The 20,342-nt window shown below is 71.3% G+C and carries 18 protein-coding genes, 1 tRNA gene and 1 pseudogene; 10 read left to right on the top strand and 10 right to left on the bottom strand.

The features are described 5' to 3' along the window. Window positions 1–7 precede the first annotated feature (7 nt). On the bottom strand, window positions 8–844 hold the full coding sequence (locus tag ACFVST_RS10035) for a TerD family protein (protein ID WP_390148714.1): 837 nt from the start codon (window positions 842–844) through the stop codon (window positions 8–10). A 237-nt stretch (window positions 845–1,081) separates the two neighbouring features. On the opposite strand from ACFVST_RS10035, the gene ACFVST_RS10030 reads away from it, so the two are divergent. From ACFVST_RS10030 to ACFVST_RS10015, 4 genes are all read left to right on the top strand, one after another. Next, window positions 1,082–2,278, top strand: a complete 1,197-nt coding sequence (locus ACFVST_RS10030; RefSeq protein WP_390148713.1) for an HpcH/HpaI aldolase/citrate lyase family protein — start codon at window positions 1,082–1,084, stop codon at window positions 2,276–2,278. Window positions 2,279–2,343: 65 nt separating this feature from the next. Next, entirely contained in the window at window positions 2,344–4,896 is a 2,553-nt protein-coding gene (locus tag ACFVST_RS10025; RefSeq protein ID WP_390148711.1) for a phosphoribosyltransferase, read from the top strand. Next, window positions 4,893–5,738 carry an HAD family hydrolase gene (locus tag ACFVST_RS10020; protein ID WP_390148709.1) on the top strand — a complete coding sequence of 282 codons (846 nt, stop codon included), beginning with the start codon at window positions 4,893–4,895 and terminating at the stop codon, window positions 5,736–5,738. Before ACFVST_RS10025 ends, ACFVST_RS10020 begins: the two co-directional genes overlap by 4 nt. Before the next feature lie 85 nt (window positions 5,739–5,823). After that, window positions 5,824–6,483: an O-methyltransferase gene (locus tag ACFVST_RS10015; protein WP_390148707.1), complete on the top strand. Its 660-nt coding sequence runs from the start codon at window positions 5,824–5,826 to the stop codon at window positions 6,481–6,483. Between the two features lie 25 nt (window positions 6,484–6,508). On the opposite strand, the gene ACFVST_RS10010 is transcribed toward ACFVST_RS10015, so the two are convergent. From ACFVST_RS10010 to ACFVST_RS10000, 3 genes are all read right to left on the bottom strand, one after another. Then, a complete protein-coding gene (locus ACFVST_RS10010; protein ID WP_390148706.1) occupies window positions 6,509–6,724 on the bottom strand; it encodes a zinc ribbon domain-containing protein in 216 nt (71 codons plus the stop codon). Between the two features lie 67 nt (window positions 6,725–6,791). Next, on the bottom strand, window positions 6,792–8,222 hold the full coding sequence (locus tag ACFVST_RS10005) for a hypothetical protein (RefSeq protein WP_390148704.1): 1,431 nt from the start codon (window positions 8,220–8,222) through the stop codon (window positions 6,792–6,794). A gap of 73 nt (window positions 8,223–8,295) precedes the next feature. Then, complete coding sequence (locus ACFVST_RS10000) at window positions 8,296–9,078, bottom strand: DUF4097 family beta strand repeat-containing protein (RefSeq protein WP_390148702.1); 783 nt, start codon at window positions 9,076–9,078, stop codon at window positions 8,296–8,298. A 162-nt stretch (window positions 9,079–9,240) separates the two neighbouring features. Here ACFVST_RS10000 and ACFVST_RS09995 point away from each other — a divergent pair. After that, window positions 9,241–9,315, top strand: a tRNA-Val gene (locus ACFVST_RS09995). 98 nt (window positions 9,316–9,413) lie between these two features. After that, complete coding sequence (locus tag ACFVST_RS09990) at window positions 9,414–10,460, top strand: HNH endonuclease (protein WP_390148700.1); 1,047 nt, start codon at window positions 9,414–9,416, stop codon at window positions 10,458–10,460. A gap of 640 nt (window positions 10,461–11,100) precedes the next feature. Here the strand turns inward: ACFVST_RS09990 and ACFVST_RS09985 are convergent. Then, on the bottom strand, window positions 11,101–11,448 hold the full coding sequence (locus ACFVST_RS09985; RefSeq protein ID WP_390148698.1) for a hypothetical protein: 348 nt from the start codon (window positions 11,446–11,448) through the stop codon (window positions 11,101–11,103). A gap of 155 nt (window positions 11,449–11,603) precedes the next feature. Between ACFVST_RS09985 and ACFVST_RS09980 the strand changes: the two genes are divergently transcribed. Next, window positions 11,604–11,867: a DUF2277 domain-containing protein gene (locus ACFVST_RS09980; RefSeq protein WP_390148697.1), complete on the top strand. Its 264-nt coding sequence runs from the start codon at window positions 11,604–11,606 to the stop codon at window positions 11,865–11,867. 13 nt (window positions 11,868–11,880) lie between these two features. Here ACFVST_RS09980 and ACFVST_RS09975 read toward each other — a convergent pair whose 3' ends face one another. The 4 genes and pseudogenes from ACFVST_RS09975 to ACFVST_RS09960 all read right to left on the bottom strand — a co-directional run bounded on the left by ACFVST_RS09975 (window position 11,881) and on the right by ACFVST_RS09960 (window position 15,155). After that, window positions 11,881–12,531, bottom strand: coding sequence for a DedA family protein (locus tag ACFVST_RS09975; RefSeq protein WP_390148695.1), 651 nt, complete (start codon window positions 12,529–12,531; stop codon window positions 11,881–11,883). Window positions 12,532–12,876: 345 nt separating this feature from the next. Further along, window positions 12,877–13,314, bottom strand: a complete 438-nt coding sequence (locus tag ACFVST_RS09970; protein ID WP_390148693.1) for a DoxX family protein — start codon at window positions 13,312–13,314, stop codon at window positions 12,877–12,879. Window positions 13,315–13,548: 234 nt separating this feature from the next. Then, window positions 13,549–14,237 (bottom strand): annotated as a pseudogene (locus ACFVST_RS09965) (hypothetical protein); the annotation flags it as partial. A 249-nt stretch (window positions 14,238–14,486) separates the two neighbouring features. After that, window positions 14,487–15,155 (bottom strand): HNH endonuclease family protein, encoded by a 669-nt coding sequence (locus tag ACFVST_RS09960; RefSeq protein ID WP_390148691.1) that lies wholly within the window; start codon window positions 15,153–15,155, stop codon window positions 14,487–14,489. Window positions 15,156–15,652: 497 nt separating this feature from the next. Between ACFVST_RS09960 and ACFVST_RS09955 the strand changes: the two genes are divergently transcribed. The 3 genes from ACFVST_RS09955 (at window position 15,653) to ACFVST_RS09945 (ending at window position 19,714) form a co-directional block, all read left to right on the top strand. Continuing rightward, entirely contained in the window at window positions 15,653–16,240 is a 588-nt protein-coding gene (locus ACFVST_RS09955) for a TMEM165/GDT1 family protein (RefSeq protein WP_390148689.1), read from the top strand. Between the two features lie 221 nt (window positions 16,241–16,461). Continuing rightward, complete coding sequence (locus ACFVST_RS09950; protein ID WP_390148687.1) at window positions 16,462–17,124, top strand: HAD-IA family hydrolase; 663 nt, start codon at window positions 16,462–16,464, stop codon at window positions 17,122–17,124. Window positions 17,125–17,668: 544 nt separating this feature from the next. Beyond that, window positions 17,669–19,714, top strand: coding sequence for a DHA2 family efflux MFS transporter permease subunit (locus ACFVST_RS09945; protein WP_390148685.1), 2,046 nt, complete (start codon window positions 17,669–17,671; stop codon window positions 19,712–19,714). Between the two features lie 31 nt (window positions 19,715–19,745). Here the strand turns inward: ACFVST_RS09945 and ACFVST_RS09940 are convergent, their stop codons facing one another. Next, window positions 19,746–20,318: a GNAT family N-acetyltransferase gene (locus ACFVST_RS09940; RefSeq protein ID WP_390148683.1), complete on the bottom strand. Its 573-nt coding sequence runs from the start codon at window positions 20,316–20,318 to the stop codon at window positions 19,746–19,748. Between the last annotated feature and the right edge of the window lie 24 nt (window positions 20,319–20,342).

Raw genomic sequence — 20,342 nt, 5'->3', positions numbered from 1 at the left:
CCTACCGTCACTTCCGTGCGAACTGCGGTCCCTGCGGAGGCAGGTTGAACTCGGCCTCGCCCGTCGCCACCGACTGCGGATAGCCGTAGGCGGGACCCGGTCCGGGCGGCACCGCCTGGGTGGGGTCCAGCGGTGCCGGATACCCGTACCCGGCCTGGGCGACGGTCGCCTGGGCCGGGACCGGCGGGTAGCCGTAACCGGGGGGCGGCTGCTGCGGGGACGGTTGGACGGAGGGCTCGGGGAGTTGCGGGGGCGGGGCGGGCGTCGGGGCGGCGTTCACCGGCGGGTCGTCCGGCTCGGCGGACTCGTCGACGGAGATGCCGAAGTCGGTGGCGAGCCCCACCAGACCGTTGGAGTAGCCCTCGCCTAGGGCACGGAACTTCCAGCCCTCGCCGCGGCGGTACAACTCGCCGCAGATCAGCGCCGTCTCGCCACCGGTCTCCGGCCGCACATCGAAGGAGGCCACCGGCTCGGCCTCGGGGTGCGCCGCGTCGTACAGCAGGATGCGCAGGGCCGGTACCCGCTCGAAGGGGATCTCGTCGGCGGAGGCCACCAGGAGGACCTTGGTCACCTGCGGGTCGAGACCGGTGAGTTCGGTCTGCACGGTGTCGGTGAAGCCGTCCGCGCCCGGCTTCTTGCCCAGGCACCAGACCTTGCCCGAGGGGTGGCGCGGCTGGTTGTAGAAGACGAAGTCCTCATCGGACCTGACCCGGCCGTCCGGGCCCAGCAGCAGTGCGGAGGCGTCGACGTCGGGCACGCCCGGCCCCGGCGTCCACCGCAGTACGGTACGGACCACCGCGGCCTCGACCGGGATGTTCGACCCCTTCAGCATGGCGTGCGTCATGCGGCCATCCTGCCTGTTCGACTCGGGGCGGGACAATGCGGGACCCGGCCAGGCCCGGCGTCCGGTGCGGTCCGGACATACGGTGAACCGGCCTGCCATCCGAATGTCATCCGGTATGGGAACCAATGACATTCGTTTCTACGTACTATTACCAGCCACATTTCAGCGGACTGTGTCGGTCCGCTCAGGAACCACTCGACACCGAACCACTCCACACCAACCGGCACAGGGGGATTTATGCGGCATTTCGGGCACTTGGCCCCTGGGGTACGCGACCGCCTCTTCCACCGGGAGCCCGCGCCCTTCACCGCCGACGCCCCGTCCGCCACCCTCGCCGTCGCCCTCGGCGCCACCCTCTACAGCCCCGCCACCCGCCCCCGCCTCGCCGAGGACGTCCGCAAGCAGGCCGGCCGCGGAGTGGTCTCCATGGTGCTCTGCCTGGAGGACTCGATAGACGACGCGGAGGTCACCGCCGCCGAGGAGAACCTGGTCCGGCAGTTGACCGCCCTCACCACGGAGGCCGCTGAGCCCGCTGAGCCCGGCGCCGACTCCGGCCCGCCCGGGGCACCCCTCCTCTTCATCCGGGTACGCACCCCCGAGCAGATCCCCGACCTGGTGACCCGCCTCGGCCCCGCCGTCCGGACCCTGTCCGGATTCGTACTGCCCAAGTTCACCGAGGAGCGGGGGGTGCCCTTCCTGGAGGCGCTGGCCGAGGCCTCCGCGAGCTGCGGCCACCGTCTCTTCGCCATGCCTGTACTGGAGTCCCCGGAGCTGCTGCATCTGGAGAGCCGGGCCGCGACGCTGGCCGGAATCGCCCGTACCGTCGACAAGTTCCGCGACCGGGTGCTCGCCCTGCGCCTGGGCGTCACCGACTTCTGCTCCGTCTACGGGCTGCGCCGTTCGCCCGAGATGACCGCCTACGACGTGCAGATCGTCGCCTCCGCCATCGGCGATGTGGTCAATGTGCTGGGCCGGGCGGACGGCACCGGCTTCACCGTCACCGGCCCGGTGTGGGAGTACTTTCGCCAGCCGGAGCGCATGTTCAAGCCGCAGTTGCGCAGCAGCCCCTTCCTGGGCCGCGCCCAGAAGCTGCGTGACGCGCTGATCGAGCACGATCTGGACGGGATGCTCCGCGAGGTCGAACTCGACCGCGCCAACGGCCTGTTGGGCAAGACCTGCATCCACCCCTCGCATGTGCCGCCGGTGCACGCGCTCTCCGTCGTCAGCCACGAGGAGTTCAGCGACGCCGAGGACATCCTGCGGCCGGAGTGGGACGGCGGCGGAGTGCTGCGGTCCGCGTACACCAACAAGATGAACGAGGTGAAGCCGCACCGCGCCTGGGCGGAGCGCACTCTGCTGCGGGCGAAGGTCTTCGGGGTGGCCCGGGAGCACATCGGTTTCGTGGAACTGCTCACCGCATGTCTGGACGCCTGACGGGCGAGCCGTCCCGGAGGCACGGCACCGACGCATACGTACAGCGGAATCAGAGGACGAGGACAGTGGAGAAGGCAGTGTGGTCCGGGAGTTGGGTGGCCCGGCGGCTCGGTGTCGAACTGGCCGCCGCACCCGGCGCGGACGGGACCGGGCCGGCCGCGGATCCGGCAGCGGCGGCCGCCCGCACCGAGGAGCTGCGCGGACTGCTCGGCCTGGCGCTGCGGCGCAACCCCAAGCGGGCCCATCTGCTGGTCTCCCATGTCCTCGGCAAGCATGTGCCGCAGACCCCCTCGGTGGTCCGCGGCCACGGTCACCGGCTCGGCCTGCGCGTCCGCGAACTCCTCGGCGAGGACGACACCGCCCGCGCCGTCGTCCTCGGCTACGCGGAGACCGCCACCGGACTCGGCCACTGCGTCGCCGACGGTATGGGGCTCGCCCGCTACCTCCACTCGACCCGCCGCCCCGTACCGGAGGTGGCACGCGCGGGCGGATTCGAGGAGTCGCACTCGCACGCCACCTCCCATCTGCTGCTCCCCGAGGACCCCGAACTCCTCGCCGGGGACGGCCCGTTGGTCCTGGTCGACGACGAGTTCTCCACCGGCAACACCGTCCTCAACACCATCCGCGCCCTGCACCGCGCCTTCCCCCGCGAGCGGTACGTCATCGTGGCCCTGGTCGATATGCGCTCCGCCGGGGACCGCGGCCGGCTCACCGGCTTCGCACGGGAGATCGGCGCCCGCGTCGATCTGATCACCGGCGCCCGCGGCACCGTCACCCTCCCCGAGGACGTCCTCAGCCGCGGCCAGGCCCTGGTCGCCGAGTACGAGGCCGCCGGCCCGCAACCGCCCGAGCCCCGCACCGGTACCACCGCGCCGGCCGAGCGGGTCCGGCTGCCCTGGCCGCAGGGTCTGCCCGACGGCGGACGGCACGGCTTCGCCCCGCACCACCGGCACATCCTCGAAGCCGCCCTGCCCCGGATGGCAACCGCCCTCGCCACCGCCCTCCACACCCCCGACGGCACCCCCGCCGAAGCCCCCGCCCCCGCGCGCCCCCGCATCCTCGTTCTCGGCTTCGAAGAGCTGATGTACACGCCGCTGCGGCTCGCCGAGGCGCTGGAGCAACTCGGCGGCGCCGACGTGTACTTCTCCACCACCACCCGCTCACCCGTACTCGCCGTGGACGACCCCGGCTACGCCATCCGCAGCCGCCTCGTCTTCCCCGCCCACGACGACCCCGGCGACGGCCCCGGCGACCGCTACGCCTACAACGTGGCCGGCGCCGGCTTCGACACCGTCGTCGCCGTGGTCGACTCGGCCGCCGACACCCCCGCACTGCACGCCCACGACGGCCTCCTCGACCAGCTCGCCCGGCACACCCCGCGCGTACTGCTCGCCGTCATCCCCTCCTACGTGCCCGGCCCGCGGCCCGCGGCGCACCACCCGCACCAGAAAGCACGGCCCCCCATGCTGCCCGAGCCGCTGCGCGGCCCCGCCTTCTCCTCGTACCCGGCCGAGGACGTCGGCTGGCTGCTCCAGGACCTCTCCGACGCCCGCCTCGAAGCGCCCACCGAGGAACGCGAGGAGGCCATCCAGAGCGGCGGCGCCCACTACGCCGAGTCGCTGCCGGTGGAGTACCAGCCCAGCGAGGAGTACCAACAGCTCTTCCGCAGCGCGCTGGACGCCTCCGCCGCCCGGATCGCGCAGGCAGTCGGCACCGTCACCGACACCGTCCTCGCCGAACGCGGCCCCCGCCCCGTCCTGGTGTCCCTGGCCCGCGCCGGTACGCCCGTCGGCGTGCTGATGCGCCGCTGGGCCCGCCACCGGCACGGCCTCGACCTGGCGCACTACACCGTCTCCATCGTCCGCGGCCGCGGCATCGACACCAACGCACTGCGCTGGCTCGCCGCCCACCACGACCCGGCCGACGTGGTCTTCATCGACGGCTGGACCGGCAAGGGCGCCATCACCCGCGAACTCGCCGACGCCCTCGACGACTTCCGCCGCACCGAAGGTGCCGCCTTCGACCCGGAGATCGCCGTCCTCGCCGACCCGGGCTCCTGCGTCCGCACCTACGGCACCCGGGAGGACTTCCTCATCCCCTCGGCCTGCCTCAACTCCACCGTCTCCGGCCTCGTCTCCCGCACCGTGCTCCGCGCCGACCTGGTCGGACCGCGGGACTTCCACGGCGCGAAGTTCTACCGCGAACTCGCCGCGGCGGACGTCTCCGCGGACTTCCTGGACGCCGTCACCGCCCACTTCGACCAGGTCGCACCCGCCGTCGAACGCCACGTCAAGGAACTCCTCGCCCAGGACCGCGCCCCCACCTGGGAGGGCTGGGCCGCCGTGGAACGCATCAGCGAGAGCTACGGCATCCACGATGTGAACCTGGTCAAGCCCGGCGTCGGCGAGACCACCCGGGTCCTGCTGCGCCGCGTCCCCTGGAAGATCCTCGCCCGCACCGGCGCCGGGGAGGACCTCGCCCATGTACGGCTCCTCGCCCGGCAGCGCGGCGTCCCCGTGGAGGAGGTCGACGCCCTGCCGTACAGCAGCGTCGGGCTCATCCATCCCCGGTACACCCGCGGTGCCACCGGCGCCGACGGCAAGGCGGTGACCCGGTGACCGCCGCCCCCGCCACCCTGGTCGCCAGCGACCTCGACCGCACCCTGATCTACTCGGCCGCCGCCCTCGACCTGCGGATGCCCGACCACGAGGCACCCCGCCTGCTCTGTGTGGAGACCTACGGCGGCGCCCCCCTCTCCTACCTCACCGAGCACGCCGCCGCCCTCCTCGCCGGACTGCACCGCACCGCCCTCTTCGTCCCCGCCACCACCCGCACCCCCGAGCAGTACCGGCGCGTCCACCTGCCCGGGCCCGCACCCCGGTACGCGATCTGCGCCAACGGCGGGCACCTCCTCGTCGACGGCACCACCGACCCCGACTGGCAGCGCACCGTGCACCGGCGGATCGCGGAACGCTCCGCCCCGCTCGCCGAGATCCGCGCCCGGCTGACCGCCACCGCCGACCAGGAGTGGCTGCTCAAGGAACGGGTCGCCGAGGACCTCTTCGCCTACCTGGTGGTGGACCGGGCCCGACTGCCCGAGGGCTGGGTGCGCGACCTCACCGGCTGGGCCGCCGAACGCGGCTGGACCGTCTCCCTCCAGGGCCGCAAGATCTACGCCGTACCGCAACCGCTCACCAAGAGCGCCGCCCTGCGTGAAGTAGCCCAACGCGCCGGCGCGGTACGGACGTTGGCGGCCGGCGACTCACTGCTCGACGCGGACCTGCTCACCGCCGCCGACCGCGCCTGGCGCCCCGCCCACGGCGAACTCGCCGACGCCGGCTGGACCGCCCCCCACCTGACCGTCGTCCCCCGCACCGGCGTCGCGGCGGGCGAGTCCATCCTGCGCGCCTTCACCGCGGCCACGGAGGCCGCGGTTCCGGCGGAGGCGCCGTCCGTATAACGGCGTGGCGTGTGCCTCGGTACCGTGGACACCCCGGCGCCGTCCGCCGCGGACCGGGCCGCCGTACCGCTGTGAAGGGGAACCGATGGCCAGAGGCAATGGAACACCGCTCACCGAAGAGCTGTACCACTACATGCTCGGGCACAATCCGCCGCTCGACCCGGTGCAGCGGATGCTGGTCGAGACCACCCGCACCCGGCTGCCGCTCGTCGCGGGCAAGCAAGTCGCCGAGGAACAGGGCCCGTTGCTGGCCTTTCTGGTCCGGCTGACCGGCGCCCGCCACATCGTGGAGGTCGGCACCTTCACCGGCCTGTCCGCCCTCTCCATGGCCCAGGCGCTGCCGCCCGACGGCACCCTGCTCACCTGCGACATCTCCGAGGAGTGGACCGGGCACGCACGGGAGGCCTGGGCCGAGGCCGGTGTCGCCGACCGTATCGAGCTGAGACTCGCCCCCGCCCTGGACACCCTCCGCAGCCTGCCCGGCACCCCGACCGTCGACCTGGCCTTCGTGGACGCCGACAAGGAGAACTACCTCGCCTACTGGGAGGAGTTGGTGCCCCGGATGAGCCCCGGCGGCCTCCTCGTGGTCGACAACGTCTTCCTGCACGGCGGCGTCACCGACCCCGAAGCGGGCACCGCGGCCGCCGCCATCGACACCTTCAACGACCGCGTCCGCAACGACGACCGGGTCGAATCCGTGATGCTCCCCATCGCCGACGGCCTCACCCTCGCCCGCCGCATCTGACCCGACGGCCCCCGGAACTCAGGGCTCAGCCGCAGCAACCGCCCCCGCAGCAGCCACCACCGCCGCCGCCCGCCGGGGCGGCCTGCGAGGCGGCGGAGCCGCCCACCGCCACCGTGGACAGCAGCTTCACCGTGTCGTCATGCCCCGCAGGACAGTCGGCAGGCGCCGAGGACTCCGCCATCGGGCGGCTCAGTTCAAAAGTGTCACCGCAGGTGCGGCACCGGTACTCGTAACGAGGCATGGCCCCACCGTATCCGCCGCCACCGACACCGGGGAGCCCCGCGGCGGAGCCGGCGGCCGAGGCCAGGTCAGGCGCGGGCGCCGCGCTCCTCGCGTATCCGGGCCACCACATCCGCCACGGTCCGGCGCACCGCGTCGGTCTCCGTCAGAAAGTGCCAGTAGTCCGGATGCCGGCCCTCAAGACCGGCCACGGCACGGTCGAGACGGCCCACCGACTCGTCCAGCGGCCGCGCATGACGGGGATCCGGCGTCTGCCGCCCCGCCATCGCCAGCCGCTGCGCATCCCGGATGGCGAACCGTGTCCGCTCGATCTCCTGCTGCGGATCCTTCGACACCGCGTTCAACTGCCGCAGCCGGTCGCCCGCCGCGGACACCGCGTCGTCCGTGGTGTTCAGCAGGGCGCGGGTGGTGGACAGCAGCGAGGTCGCGTCCGGCCACCGCTGCTGCTCCCGTGCCGCCCGCGCCTCCTTCAGCTTCGCCTCCGCCTGCCGTACGTTCTCCGCGGCCAGCTCCGGCACCTGCTGGAGGTCCTGCCAGCAGGCCGCCGCGAACCTCCGCCGCAGCTCGCTCAGCACCGGCTCGACCTGCCCCGCCCGCGTCGTCAGCGCCTGCGCCCTGGTCCGCATCGACACCAGCCGGTGATCGATCTCCGCGGCCTGCGCGGGCAGCCGCTCCGCGTCCACCCGCACCGCCTCGGCCTCGCGGGAGACCCGCCCGGCACGGTCCAGGGTCTCCGTCACCCCGTGCTGCCCGGCGCCCTCGTTCAGCCGGGTCAGCTCCGGGCCGAGGGCCGCCAGCCGCGTGGCGAGATCATCCGCGCGCAGACCGGAGGCGCGCACTCCGTCCAGCGCGTTGCTCGCCGCGAGCAACGCCTGCCGGGCCCGCTCCACCGCCGGCGCGACCCGCGCCAACTGCGTCTCCGCCTTCCCCAGCAGCGGAGCCAGACTCTGCGCGAAACGGTCCAGATCCTGCTTGGTCCGGATCAGCTCGTCCTTGGCCTGCGTCAACTCGGTACGGGCCCGGGCCGCCGCGGACGCCTCCAGGTCGTCGCGGTCCAGATCATGGGCGTCGACCGCGGTGATGTACCGGTGGCTGACCTCGTCGATACGCCGCCCCAGCTCGGCGAAGTCCGCGCCGACCCGGCGGGCGGCCGGAGAGTCGTCCACCGCGGCGATCGTCTCTATCGAGATCCGCAGATCACGCTGCGCGGTGTCCAGGTCGTAGAAGGCGGCGGCGGCATCGTCCTTGGCCGACTGGGCTTCCGCCCGCTGGCTCTCCGCCCGGCCCCCGAACCACCGCCGGGTCCCCCCGGAGGCGAAGGCCGCCGGCACCACCGCCACCAGCAGCGGAAGCGGCAGCAGCGCCAGCGTCAGCACATCGCGGGCCGCGGCCCGCGCGGTACTGACCTGCCCATCGGCCGGACGGGGAAGATCACGACGACGGGTGCGCAGCCCGTTCGGCCCTCGCGGCGCGTGCGGCTGCGGAAATGTCGCCGTCACTTCCCTCTCCCGTGCTGTGGTCACTTGCCCGGGTGCCATTGTCCCACCCGTACAAGACGAACACACGGGTCGGTCAGTTCGCGTTCCGCACCGTGATCCTGCCGTCACCGGTCCTGACGTCCACCCGGTGCCTGCTGCGATCGTCCCGCCGCACCCCCACATCGACGGAACCGTCACCGGTGGACGTCCGCACCCGATACCCCACCTCGGCCCCCGCCCCGTCCGCCCGCGGCAGCGCCACCCGAGCCGAACCGTCCCCGGTACGGGCCTCCACCCGATCCGGTACGGACACCAGCGACAGCCGCACCGAACCGTCACCCGTGGACACCCGCACCGAGGCCGACCGGATCCCCGAGGCCCGCACCGAGCCGTCGGAGGTCCGCAGGGTCAGCGGCCCGCTGGAGTCCTCCACCTTGATCGCCCCATCCCCGGACTCAACGTCCAGAGCGGAACGGAAGCCGCGCGCGGAGACCGGACCGTCCCCGTCCCGCACCGTCACCGCCACACCGCTCGGCACCTCCACCCGGTGCCGCGTCGCGCAATCGGCCATAAAACCACGGCACTTCACCCGCAGCCGCAGCGTGTTCCCCCGCACCGACCAGCTCGCCTCCGGCGAACCACCCACCACCACACGCCCCTTGAACCATTGGGTCACCCGCACCCGGTCCGATGTCGACGGCACCAGCTCCAGCCGCGAGTCGTCCGAATCGACCGTGAGCGTCCGCCCGGACAACGCGAACGACCGCTGATCCGGATCCTTGTCCTCCGAAGCCTCCACCCCGCACCCGCAGACCAAGGCAGCCACCGCCACCAACCCGCACACCCGCACGCCGAGAGCAACAACTCGGACGGTCATCACACACTCCCCCTGCACCTGGACCACCGGACCTGCCCGAAGCTACGGCCCCACCCACCCCCGCACGACCCGGCTACCCACCATCTCCACCAGGGGGATAACCCCCCTACAACCGGTTTGCCGCACCCGCCCACCGTCAGGGTAGGCTGTCGCCCATCCCCCGGGCGCGTAGCTCAGCGGTAGAGCGCTGCCCTTACAAGGCAGATGTCGGCGGTTCGAACCCGTCCGCGCCCACCAGCCCCAAACCCCCAGCCGATGCCGACTGGGGGTTTTGGTTTGGGGTGGGTGGGGCTGCGGAGGGGGCGCTGTCGGTGGCCGGTCGTACCCTTCACGTCATGCAAAGAGGTGCGATCTCACGGCAGTCCGTGCTCAAGGCCCTGGCAGAACACGATGAGTTGGGCCGTGAAGCCTTCCTGGGGAAGTACGGATTCGGGGCCGCGCGGTCGTACCTGCTGGTGCACGAAGGCCGGGAGTACGACTCCAAGGCGGTCGCCGGAGTGGCACACAAATGGGGATACGGGCGAGCGCTGGAGTCGCAGGAGTTCAGTGGCGGCCGCGATCACGCCGTGGCCTGGCTCAAGCGGGCAGGATTCCAGGTCAGGGCGGTCAAGAATCCGGATTGGACCCGGGACGAGATCATCCTCGCTTGCGAGCTGGTGATGCGGAATGGCTGGAAGGGCCTGGACGCCAGGGATGCTCAGGTAGTGGAATTATCGGAGCTGCTTCAGTTGCTCCCTATTCATGCCGAGCTGGAGCGTAACGATAAGTTCCGTAATCCAAATGGTGTGGCCCGTAAGACGTTCGATATCGCCACTCGCCACCCGGAGTATCAGGGCAAGCAGACCAACGGCGGAGCCCTTGATGGCGCGGTGCTCCACGAATTCCTGGCCCGGCCAGGGCAGATGGCCGATGTTGCCCGGCTCATCCGGCAGGGGATTGCCGATGGCGACTTTCAGGCGCTGGTACCGACTGATGAAGAGTTCAGCGATGACTACAGCGCTCCAGAAGGCCGACTTCTGATGCGCCGCCACCAGGCGCGAGAGCGGAACCAGAGCTTGCGCAAAAAGAAGATCGCTTCGGTTCTTCGGCGTGGTGAGCGGCTCGCCTGCGAAGTGTGCACCTTTGACTTCGAAGGCGTTTACGGGGATCGAGGGGCCGGATATATCGAGTGCCACCACGTTCTTCCGCTCCATGTGGCGGGGGAGGGGCAGACCAAGCTCAGTGATCTCGCGCTCATTTGCGCAAACTGTCACCGGATGATCCACCGGCGGGCACCGTGGCCGACTCCTGCGGAACTGCGGGTCGATATAGAGCTGAAGCGTGCAGCGGACCTGCGTGCAGCGAAAGTTTTGGCGCGACCGCGCAGGGCCGTTGAGGAATAGACGCCGGACCTGTGATCCGACGTTCACCGACGCCCACGAACCGGGGGGTCGGCCTCGGGGAAGTGGTCATGGAGCTGAACTGGCCTCTCTAGCCTGGCAGTTCATGGAGTGGATGTCGCAGGTCAGTACATTGCTCGGAGTGGTGATCGGGGTCGGGTCGACGACGCTCACCGAGCGGATCAGATGGCGTCGAGAGCGCGACGCCCGAGCGGTCGAAGCCCGGCAGTAGCTGTATGCCGACTACCCGGCCGCCCTGTCCCGGATGCGGACCGCGCTGTCGGAGTACGCGCAGGACAGCACGCACCCCGACTCACGGGAGGAGAGCGCGCGCTGTTCCTGGCATCTGGGGGGTATGAGCTTCGCTATCGGCTGGCGATTCTCGCGCCCCGGCAGGTCGTCGAGGCGGCGCGGACGGCGTTTCTGGTGCTGCGCGGCACGAGGGACTGCCTGCTCGCGGGGAACCTCGCCGGGAGCCCTGAGTACCGGGACTTTGGCGACGCTTTCGACTCGACCGTGGCCGAACTCCGTCGCGTTATGCGCAGGGAGCTCGGTGTGGTGGACGCGGACGAGATCTGACCCAGGTGGTGGGGCCTGGCTGAGCAGCCCGTCGCCCGACGGAGTCAGGTGCCCGACGGTGGGTTCATGAGGTCTCCGGGGCGGTGGGTGGGGTGGGGGTGTGTTTCAGGGCCATGCGGGCGTCCACGGTGTCGGTGGCTTCGACCTTGGTCCAGTAGCGGTGGCAGGTCACGAAGACGGCGAGCTCGCGTTCGCGGGCGCGGAGCTTCTCGACCTCGGCCTGTTGGTCATCGGTCCAGCCGGGGGAGGCGGGGCGTTCCACGGGGCGCCAGCCGTGGGTGTCGCTGAAGCCGTCGAGGGGTTCCACCGACCAGGGGAGCCGCTTGAGCAGGGCCAGGATCTCGGCCCGTACCTGGTGCAGCTCCTCCTGGCCGGCGAGGAGATCGCTCGGGAAATCATGAGTCGCAGCCACCCGGCAATGATACGTCTGTTCGATTTTGAGATGCGAGCGCCTTCGGGGGCCCGGAGGTTTCGGAGGGGTGAAGTTCGCGGCGCTACGTTGACGGCAGGCGTCGGCGGCAGGCCGGGGAGGGGGCGGTTGTCAGTGGCGCGGTGGACACTTGGGGTATGTGCCGAAGTATCAAGACGCTCCGCCCACCCGCCCTCCCCGAGGAGGCGACCGAGGAAGAGATCCGGGCCGCCGCCCTCCAGTACGTACGCAAGGTGTCCGGTTTCCGGGCCCCGGCCGCGCACAACCGTGAGGTGTTCGACCGAGCCGTCGAAGAGGTGGCCCGTGCGACCGCCGAGCTGCTCGACAGCCTGGAGATACGGGGCGCCGCCCGCCGCCCGGCCGAGGAAGCGGGCGCGGAGGCTGCGGTGGCGAGCCGGTGAGGGCGCCCCGGCGTCAGGCCGTGGAAGCGGTGGCGCCGGGGCTGCGGCGGACCAGGTAGGCCGCGCCCGAGCCCGCCGCGAAGAGCGCGAGTACGGAGACTCCGGTGCCGAGCCAGGTCGCGCCGAGCCACCGGCCGCCGAAGTAGCCGAGGCCCACGCTGTATCCGGCCCAGGTCACCCCCGCGAGGGCGGACCAGGGCAGGAACTCGCGTACCCGGCGGCGGGCCACGCCTGCGCCGAGCGACACGATGGAACGGCCGGCGGGCGCGAAGCGGGCGATCACCACGAGGATGCCGCCGCCACGGGAGAGCGCGCCGCCGAGCCGTTCCTGGGCGGTGGTGAGACGGCGGGAGCGGGCGATGGTGCGGGCCAGCCGCTCGCCACCGCGCAGGCCGATCCGGTAGGCGACGAAGTCTCCGAGGACGGAGGCGGTGGCGGCGGAGAGGATCAGGGTCAGGATGTCGGGCACGTTGTGCGGCATCGCGCCGCTCGCCACCCCTGAACCGGCAGCCGCCGCTCCGGTTCCGGCGGCGGCTGCGGTGGCCGCGGTGATGACGAGTACACCGCTGGGCAGGACCGGCAGGAACACGTCGAAGAGCACCGAGGCGGCGATCACGGCGTAGACCCATGGGCTGCTCGTCAGCACGCCCAGACTCTCCAGCACCCGAACTCCCCGATCGGCTCGGCAGCCGCGATGTCGCCGGAGAGCGGCAGGGTGCGGCCTGATGACAGCCATACAGCGTACGCCGGGTGTGGCGCCCGGTGTTGACCGGGGCCTCCGGTGTCCGTCACATCCCGTTTCACCGCATCCGGTGCGGCCTGGAGACCGAGTCCGCGCGGCCGTGAGTGCAAGTGGCTGGAACGCGACGGCTGTTGGGGGCGGAGGCCCGTCCTAGAGTGTCCCGGGATGTGTGCTCGACGGCTGCTGTGCCCGGGCCGTGTTCGTTTCTCCAGCGTGCCTTGCGGGTCGGCCCGCCCTCCGTAGGCGTTACGGGGGGGCCGGTGAGGGTCAGGTCGCGGCCGGGGACGGTTCCTCGGCGACCGCCGCCTCGCTCCGGCCGCGCGCGGCGATGAAGCGGTCCAGGCCCAGCGCCCCGGAGCCCGTGAACACGAGCAGCAGCAGCATCCAGCAGTACATGGCGGCCGGCTCGCCCCCGTTCTCCATCGGCCACAGACCGCCCGACTGGTGGACGTTGAAGTACGCGTACGCCATGGAGCCGGAGGAGATGAAGGCGGCGCCGCGGGTGCCGAGACCGATGAACACCAGGCCGCCGCCCACTAGTTGGATCACCGCCGCATACCAGCCGGGCCAGGATCCGGTCGCGGCCTCCGGGCGGCCGAGTATCCCGAACAGCGAGGCCACGCCGTGGCAGGCGAAGAGCAGCCCGGTGACCATGCGGAACAGGCCGACTGCGTAGGGCTGGGCGCTGTTGAGGCGTCCGAACATGTGGGGGACTCCTTGAGTTAAAGGGACGGGTACCGAGTGAGGGGACAGATTAGGTTGACCTAACTGTGCTTGCAAGTTCAACATTCGCCAATTCGTGAGCACCTTCAACAGAGGCAAGGCGGACCCGGGGGAAGAGGGCGGAGGGCGCGCCGTGCTGAGCGGACGGGTCGTCATGTCCCTTGCGGGGCTTGGTAGTTACCGACCCGTGGTGAGGGTGGAGCGGAAGGCGGGCTTCAGTAGCCGCACCCGGCCGAAGTCCCGCCGGTAGCTCCAGCGGGCGGTGGCCGGATCGGCGTCCGCGGTCTCAACGAAGGCCCACAGCACGGCAGTTCCGTCCCCGTCCGTTCCGGTCTTCGTCAGTTCTGTCCCCGGCGGCCCGGATCCGGACGAGCAGCGGATCGTCGCGGAGGGCCTCGGCAGGAGCAGCACATCGGGCCGCTCGGTGGTGGGGCGCCGGCCAGATGCCCGGCCAGGGTGCCGAGCGCGTCCGGACTCACGGGGTCCTTCTCGCCCGCGGGCGGCGCCGCCCAGCGGCACGACCCGAACGCCACCCGTAACCCGCGCTCCCCGCCCCCGCCGTCATCGGCCGCCGGAGTGCGGATCACCGACGGCGGGAAGCGCCCATCGGCCGGCTGCCAGACCCGCTCCCCGTCGAGCAGCACCTCGTGCGCCGTCTCGGGGCCGGGCGCCAGGCCCTCGACGGTGACCAGGGCGTAGTGATGCCCCGCGACACGGAAGGTGTGCGACGTGCCACCGACTCCTGCCAGCTCGTCGGTTTCCTCCGAGCCCTGCTGGTCTGTGTCCGGTTGGTTCGCGGGGCGTACCTCGGCCTGGCAGGCGCGGATGGTCTCCCCCCACACGGTGGCCGCCCGCTCGTCGACATACCGCAGCAGGGGCCCGAGCCGCAGCTCCACCGGTCCGATGCCATCGCCGGTATCGGTACCGCTGTCAGCACCGGCCGCGTTGGCCCGCGGCCCGCTGCGCTGCCCGGTTCGCCGCTGCTCGGGGCCCTTCGACACCATCCACTCGTCCCGTCCGCCGGTCACCCGTACTCCCACCACCCCTACCCACCCTTGTGGGGAAGGGTGTTCACGCCGTGCGGGACGGAGTGCGGTGGGGGTGGCGGGAGTTGGGGCGGGCCCTGGGGGCGGTCGGGCTCGGGCGTCAGCCGGTCAGCAGCCCTGCAGGATCTCCTGCAGCGCGTTCTTCTCGTCGTCGTCCACCGACAGCTTGTAGTAGTGCTTGACCTGCACATACTCTCGCGCGTAGAGGCAGTGGTACTCGGTCCGCGGCGGCATCCACTTCGCCGGGTCCTTGTCGCCCTTGGCCTGGTTGACGTTGTCGGTGACGGCGATCAACTGCGGCCGGGTCAGATCGTTGGCCAGCTCCTGGCGCTGGTCGTCGGTCCAGCTGCTGGCGCCGGAACGCCAGGCCTCGGCAAGCGGAACGATGTGGTCGATGTCCACGTCCGAGGTGTCCGTCCAGGTCTCCCCGTCGTACTCGGAGTACCACTTGCCGGAGGTCGCGGCGCAGCTTGAGTCCTGCTCGACGTCGGTGCCGTCGCGTTCGAGGACGACCTCGCGGGTGTTGCAGTTGTCGTGCTGGGTGATCCAGTGCGGGAACCGGTCCCGGCTGTAACCGTCCATCGACCCTTCGGCCTCGACGGTGAGTTCGGAGAGGTAGGTGCGTGCGGTGGAGACGGCGATCGGGTCGGGGGGCGAGGCCTGGGCGGGCGGGCCGGTCAGCACGGAGACGGCGGCGACGGAAGCGGTCAGCGCGGCGAGTGCGGTGAGACGGCGGCGGGTGGACGGGGAGGGGTGACGCGCGTAGACGCCGGTCATGAGGACTCCCTTGTCGTGGGGGGATCGAGCCGTACGGCTCGGCCATGCTGGCGTCCGCCGGTTTCCGTAGGGTGGGCGCCAGGTAACAGGGTTGCGTCATGCGCACGTCACATCAAGGGTTCTGGGGGCCCGTCATGAGCCCTGTCACTCACGGGAGTTGAATAAATGGGGTGTATGGGGCAATTCTGCGGCTGTTCAGAGGAAGAAAGACCCTGGCGGGTGACGCTGCGGACTCGCGTACTATGGCGCGAGCAGAAGGGGAGTAGCTCTTCGCCGGACCGTCGACATACTGCTCAGCTCGTCTGAGCCGGCGCCCGGAGGCAGGACCGCATCGCGGTCAGGCCAGCGAGACCTTCGGCAAGCAGTGCCCTGCACGCAGCTCCTCCCGTGGACCTGTGTGGCGCGCCCACATCCGTGTGCGCGACCTGTGCGCTGCCGTGCCGAGGCGTCGCACAGCGTTCACTCTCGGCGGGGCAGCCCCGACCGATTGAGGAACCTTGATCAGCATCAGCGTGACGGCGCTCGTCTTCGGCGTCGTCTTTCTCGCCGAGCTGCCCGACAAGACCGCACTGGCCGGCCTCGTCCTCGGGACGCGGTACCGCGCCTCCTATGTCTTCGCGGGCGTCGCCGCCGCCTTCGCCGTGCATGTGGCACTCGCCGTCGCCGCCGGAAGCGTCCTCACCCTGCTCCCCGGGCGACTCGTCCATGCCATCACCGGGGTGCTCTTCCTCTGCGGCGCCGCCGTACTCGCCCTGCAGAAGGGCGGCGAGGAGGACGACGAGGAGATTCGCAAACCCCGCGACCAGAGCTTCTGGCGGGTCTCCGGTGCCGGCTTCATGCTCATCCTGGTCGCGGAGTTCGGCGATCTCACCCAGATCATGACGGCCAACCTCGCCGCCCGCTACAACGACCCGGTCTCCGTGGCCATCGGTGCCGTCCTCGCTCTGTGGGCGGTGGCCGGACTCGGCATCCTCGGCGGCCGTGCCCTGATGAAGCGGGTCCCACTGCGCCTGATCACCCGCGTCGCCGCGATTCTGATGCTGGCCCTCGGGGTGTGGAGCCTGTACGAGGCGATCGTCGGGTGAGCGGGGCGCCGGGGGCGGGGGTTGTGGGTGAGATGTCGGGTGGGCGGGGACCGGCCGTGGTGGCGGTGTCCGGGACTTGTTTTGTATCGTGTGGAAACAAAGTGGTTCCGCTCGTCAACCCTGACCGGCGAGCGGGACCGCTTGCCTCCTCGGGCCGACCGCCCGCCTCCCCGGAACGGGCCGGTCGTCCGGACCTCACTTCCGTGCTCTGGAGCCCGCCGATGACGGCCACCGAAACAGTCCTGACCGCTCGCGCCCTGCTGCTGGACATGGACGGCACCCTGGTCAACTCGGACGCCTTCGTCGAACGCTGCTGGCGCCGCTGGGCCCAGGACCACGGCCTCGACGGCGACGAGGTGATCAAGGTGGTGCACGGCCGCCAGGGCTACGCCACCATGGCGCTGCTCCTGCCCGACCGGCCCATGGAGCAGAACCACTCCGACAACGCACGACTGCTGGCCGAGGAGACCTCCGACATGGAGGGCGTGGTCCAGGTCGCCGGTGCGGACCGCTTCCTCGCCGCGCTGCGGGGGCTGCCGCACGCCCTGGTGACTTCCGCGGACGTGGCGCTGTCCACCGGCCGGATGTCCGCCGCCGGACTCGACCTGCCCGCGGTACGCATCACCGCGGAATCGGTGGGCGCCAGCAAGCCGGACCCCGAGGGCTTCCTGAAGGGCGCCGCCGAACTGGGCGTCGCCCCCGCCGACTGCGTCGCCTTCGAGGACTCCGAGGCGGGTATCGCCGCCGCCCGCGCCGCCGGAATGCGCGTCGTCGGCATCGGCCCGCGAGCGGGCGCCCACGCCCCGGACGCACTGTCCCAGGACCTCACCGAAGTCCATGTCGAGGCGACGGCCGACGGTGCGATCCGCCTCACCATCGGATAGGGGCCGGCCGCTGCGGCGTAGTTGTGCCTGGTGGGACCTGGGCGTCGGCGTGATGCCTGGCCGGTCGCTGGTCCTCGTGTGCCGGTTGCGGTCGGCGGTCTTGCGTGAGTACGGGCGGGAGTCGGCGCCCCATTCGCCGTGCAGGGTTCTGCCGCAGCGGTATCGGCAGCCGTGTCCCCGGTCGGAGGCTCGTCCGCCGGGGGTGTCTGCGGTGCCGGTAGGACTCAACGGGCCATAACGGGTTACCCCGTCCAGGATGGGTGAGGACGGGGCCGCCGGCGGACCTCCGTCCGCCAGGAGGTGCGCCATGACCCAGGACCCCCGGGACCCGGACGGCCCGCCCCGCCACCGGCAGGGCGCGGAGCCCCCGGACGCAACGCCGACCGCACCCGGCACGGCAGCCCGCGACGACACCAGCGCACCCGGTGGCGGAAGTGCCTTGGCGGACGACGGATCGGTGCGGGACAGGTCGGCGGGGGACGGATCGGTGGGCGATGGAACGCCTGGGGGCGGGGCACCGGGTGGAGGGGCCGGTGGGGAAGGGGTGTCGGATGCCGGGGCGGGGCCGTATCCGCGCACCGGCAGTGTCCTGGTCCCGATCGGAGCCCTGCTGCTGGGCATGTTGCTCGCCGCTCTCGACCAGACCATCGTCTCGACCGCCCTGCCCACCATCGTCAGCGACCTCGGTGGTCTGGAGCACCTCTCCTGGGTCGTCACCGCGTACCTCCTCGCCTCCACGGCGGCCACTCCTCTCTGGGGCAAACTCGGCGACCAGTACGGCCGCAAGAAGCTCTTCCAGGCCGCGATCGTCATCTTCCTCATCGGCTCCGCACTGTGCGGTCTCGCGCAGGACATGCCGCAGCTCATCGCGTACCGCGCGGTGCAGGGGCTGGGCGGCGGCGGGCTGATGGTGCTGTCCATGGCGATCGTGGGCGACCTGGTGTCACCGCGTGAACGCGGGCGCTACCAGGGGCTCTTCGGGGCGGTGTTCGGCGCGACCAGTGTGCTGGGGCCGCTGTTGGGCGGGGTCTTCACCCAACAGCTCAACTGGCGCTGGGTGTTCTACATCAATCTGCCCGTCGGAGTCGTCGCACTGGTCGCCATCGCCGCCGCCCTGCACATCCCGGCCCGCGGCCGCCGCCACACCATCGACTATCTCGGCACCTTCCTCATCGCCTCCGTCGCCACCTGTCTCGTCCTGCTGGCCTCGCTCGGCGGTACCACCTGGGCCTGGGGCTCGCCGCAGGTCATCGGTCTGGCCGTGCTCGGTGCGGTGCTTGCGGCTGCCTTCGTCGCCGTGGAGCGGCGGGCCAGGGAACCGGTGCTGCCGCTGAAGCTGTTCCGGGTGCGGACCTTCGCCCTCTCCGCGGTGATCAGCTTTGTGGTGGGCTTCGCCATGTTCGGTGCGATGACGTATCTGCCGACCTTTCTCCAGGTCGTCCACGGCATCACGCCGACCATGTCCGGGGTGCACATGCTGCCGATGGTGTTCGGGCTGCTGCTGTCGTCCACGGTGTCCGGGCAGATCGTCAGCCGCACCGGCCGGTGGAAGGTCTTCCCCGTCGCGGGTACCGGTGTCACCGCCATCGGCCTTCTCATGCTGCACCGACTCGACGAACACAGCTCCACCGTCGCCATCAGTCTCACCTTCCTCGTCTTCGGTCTCGGTCTCGGCCTGGTCATGCAGGTGCTGGTGCTGATCGTGCAGAACGCCGTGCCCTACGAGGACCTCGGCGTCGCCACCTCGGGCGCCACCTTCTTTCGCTCCATCGGTGCCTCCTTCGGAGTGGCGATCTTCGGCACCGTCTTCGCCAACCGGCTGGCCACCGCCCTCGCGTCGGCCCTCCACGGGAAGGCGCTGCCACCCGGGGTGAGCGTGCACTCCCTCCAGACCGACCCCCGCGGCATCGCCCATCTCCCGCCCACCCTCCGCCCCGGTGTACTGCACGCCTACGCCTCGGCCATCACCGATGTCTTCCTCTACGCGGCTCCGGTTGCCGTGGCCGCGTTCATCCTGGCCTGGTTCCTGCGCGAGGACCGGTTGCGCGGCTCCGTCACCGCCCCGGACACCACGGAGACCCTGGCCAGCAACCCCGTGGAGCGCACCTCCTACGAGGAGGCGGCGCGGGCGCTGTCCGTGCTCGGGACCCGTGAGGGCCGACGGCAGATCTATCTCCAGATCACCGAACGTGCGGGCTACGACCTTTATCCCGCGTCGAGTTGGCTGCTGCTCCGCATCTACCGGCACGGGCCGACCGACCCGGCGGAGATGGCCGAGCGTGTGGGGGTCTCGCTGCGGGCCGTCACGGCGGCGGTCCGTCAGATCGAGGAGCGGCGGCTCGCGGCCCGGTACGGCTTGCCGATGGAACTCACCGCAGGGGGCCGGGAGGTGGCCGAGCGGCTCTCCCGGGCCCGCGAGGAGTCCCTCGCCGAGCTGCTGGGGGACTGGTGGGATCCGGCGCATCCGACTGATCTGGGGCAGCTCATGGCGGAGTTGGGGGCAGAGCTGTGCGGTTCGGACGCGGAGCGGCCCCGCAACGGCGGCCCCGGGAACGGACATACACCGCCGCGCAACCCCGAACCGGTCTGAGCCCGCACTCTCGGCCAGCTCGTCCCGGAAGTCAGCCGGCCGTCCCAGGTATGAGGTCCTTCGCGTACCAGTGCTCCGCGTAGGGCTCGTCGTTGTGCGGGGGTGTCTCGCGGTATCCGTGGCGGGTGTACATGCGGCGGGCCTCCGTCAGATCGTGCCGGGTGTCCAGGATGAGCCGCCGGGCACCCAGAGCCAGGGCGGCGTCCTCGGCCGCCGCCAGCAGAACGGAACCGCCGCCGAGCCCGCGCAGCCGCTCCAGGACGTAGACCCGCTTCAGCTCACCGGTGGTGCCGTCCAGCATTCGCACCCCGGCGGTGCCCGCGGGCTCGCCGCCGTACCGGGCGACCAGCAACTGCCCGTGGGGCGGCAGCAGGGTGGCGCCGTCGTCCCCGGCTATGCCCTGCGCCAACTCCTGGGGTGGTGTGCTCCGTTGCTCGTGCAGTCGGAACCAGCGGTCGCTGACCTCGGTGTAGTACTCCCGCCACAGAGCCGTGGCCGCAGGGCTGTCGTAGCGCTCGGGCGCCACGCTCCAGGCGGCGGCCGCGGGCTTGGGGCGGGCGTCGCGTTCGTAGGTCCCGTCGTATCGGATGGCGTCGCTGTTCATGCACGCATTGTCACCAGAGCGTGA

Source organism: Streptomyces sp. NPDC058045 (genome assembly GCF_042885635.1).
Lineage (GTDB): Bacteria > Actinomycetota > Actinomycetes > Streptomycetales > Streptomycetaceae > Streptomyces.
This window is presented reverse-complemented; position numbering and strand designations above follow the sequence as displayed.

Bases quoted from the DNA above. Each gene is read 5' to 3' on its own strand.
- ACFVST_RS10035 (WP_390148714.1), bottom strand. From the start codon at position 844: ATGACGCACGCCATGCTGAAGGGGTCGAACATCCCGGTCGAGGCCGCG.
- ACFVST_RS10030 (WP_390148713.1), top strand. From the start codon at position 1,082: ATGCGGCATTTCGGGCACTTGGCCCCTGGGGTACGCGACCGCCTCTTC.
- ACFVST_RS10015 (WP_390148707.1), top strand. From the start codon at position 5,824: ATGGCCAGAGGCAATGGAACACCGCTCACCGAAGAGCTGTACCACTAC.
- ACFVST_RS10010 (WP_390148706.1), bottom strand. From the start codon at position 6,724: ATGCCTCGTTACGAGTACCGGTGCCGCACCTGCGGTGACACTTTTGAA.
- ACFVST_RS10000 (WP_390148702.1), bottom strand. From the start codon at position 9,078: ATGACCGTCCGAGTTGTTGCTCTCGGCGTGCGGGTGTGCGGGTTGGTG.
- ACFVST_RS09990 (WP_390148700.1), top strand. From the start codon at position 9,414: ATGCAAAGAGGTGCGATCTCACGGCAGTCCGTGCTCAAGGCCCTGGCA.
- ACFVST_RS09980 (WP_390148697.1), top strand. From the start codon at position 11,604: ATGTGCCGAAGTATCAAGACGCTCCGCCCACCCGCCCTCCCCGAGGAG.
- ACFVST_RS09970 (WP_390148693.1), bottom strand. From the start codon at position 13,314: ATGTTCGGACGCCTCAACAGCGCCCAGCCCTACGCAGTCGGCCTGTTC.
- ACFVST_RS09960 (WP_390148691.1), bottom strand. From the start codon at position 15,155: ATGACCGGCGTCTACGCGCGTCACCCCTCCCCGTCCACCCGCCGCCGT.
- ACFVST_RS09950 (WP_390148687.1), top strand. From the start codon at position 16,462: ATGACGGCCACCGAAACAGTCCTGACCGCTCGCGCCCTGCTGCTGGAC.
- ACFVST_RS09940 (WP_390148683.1), bottom strand. From the start codon at position 20,318: ATGAACAGCGACGCCATCCGATACGACGGGACCTACGAACGCGACGCC.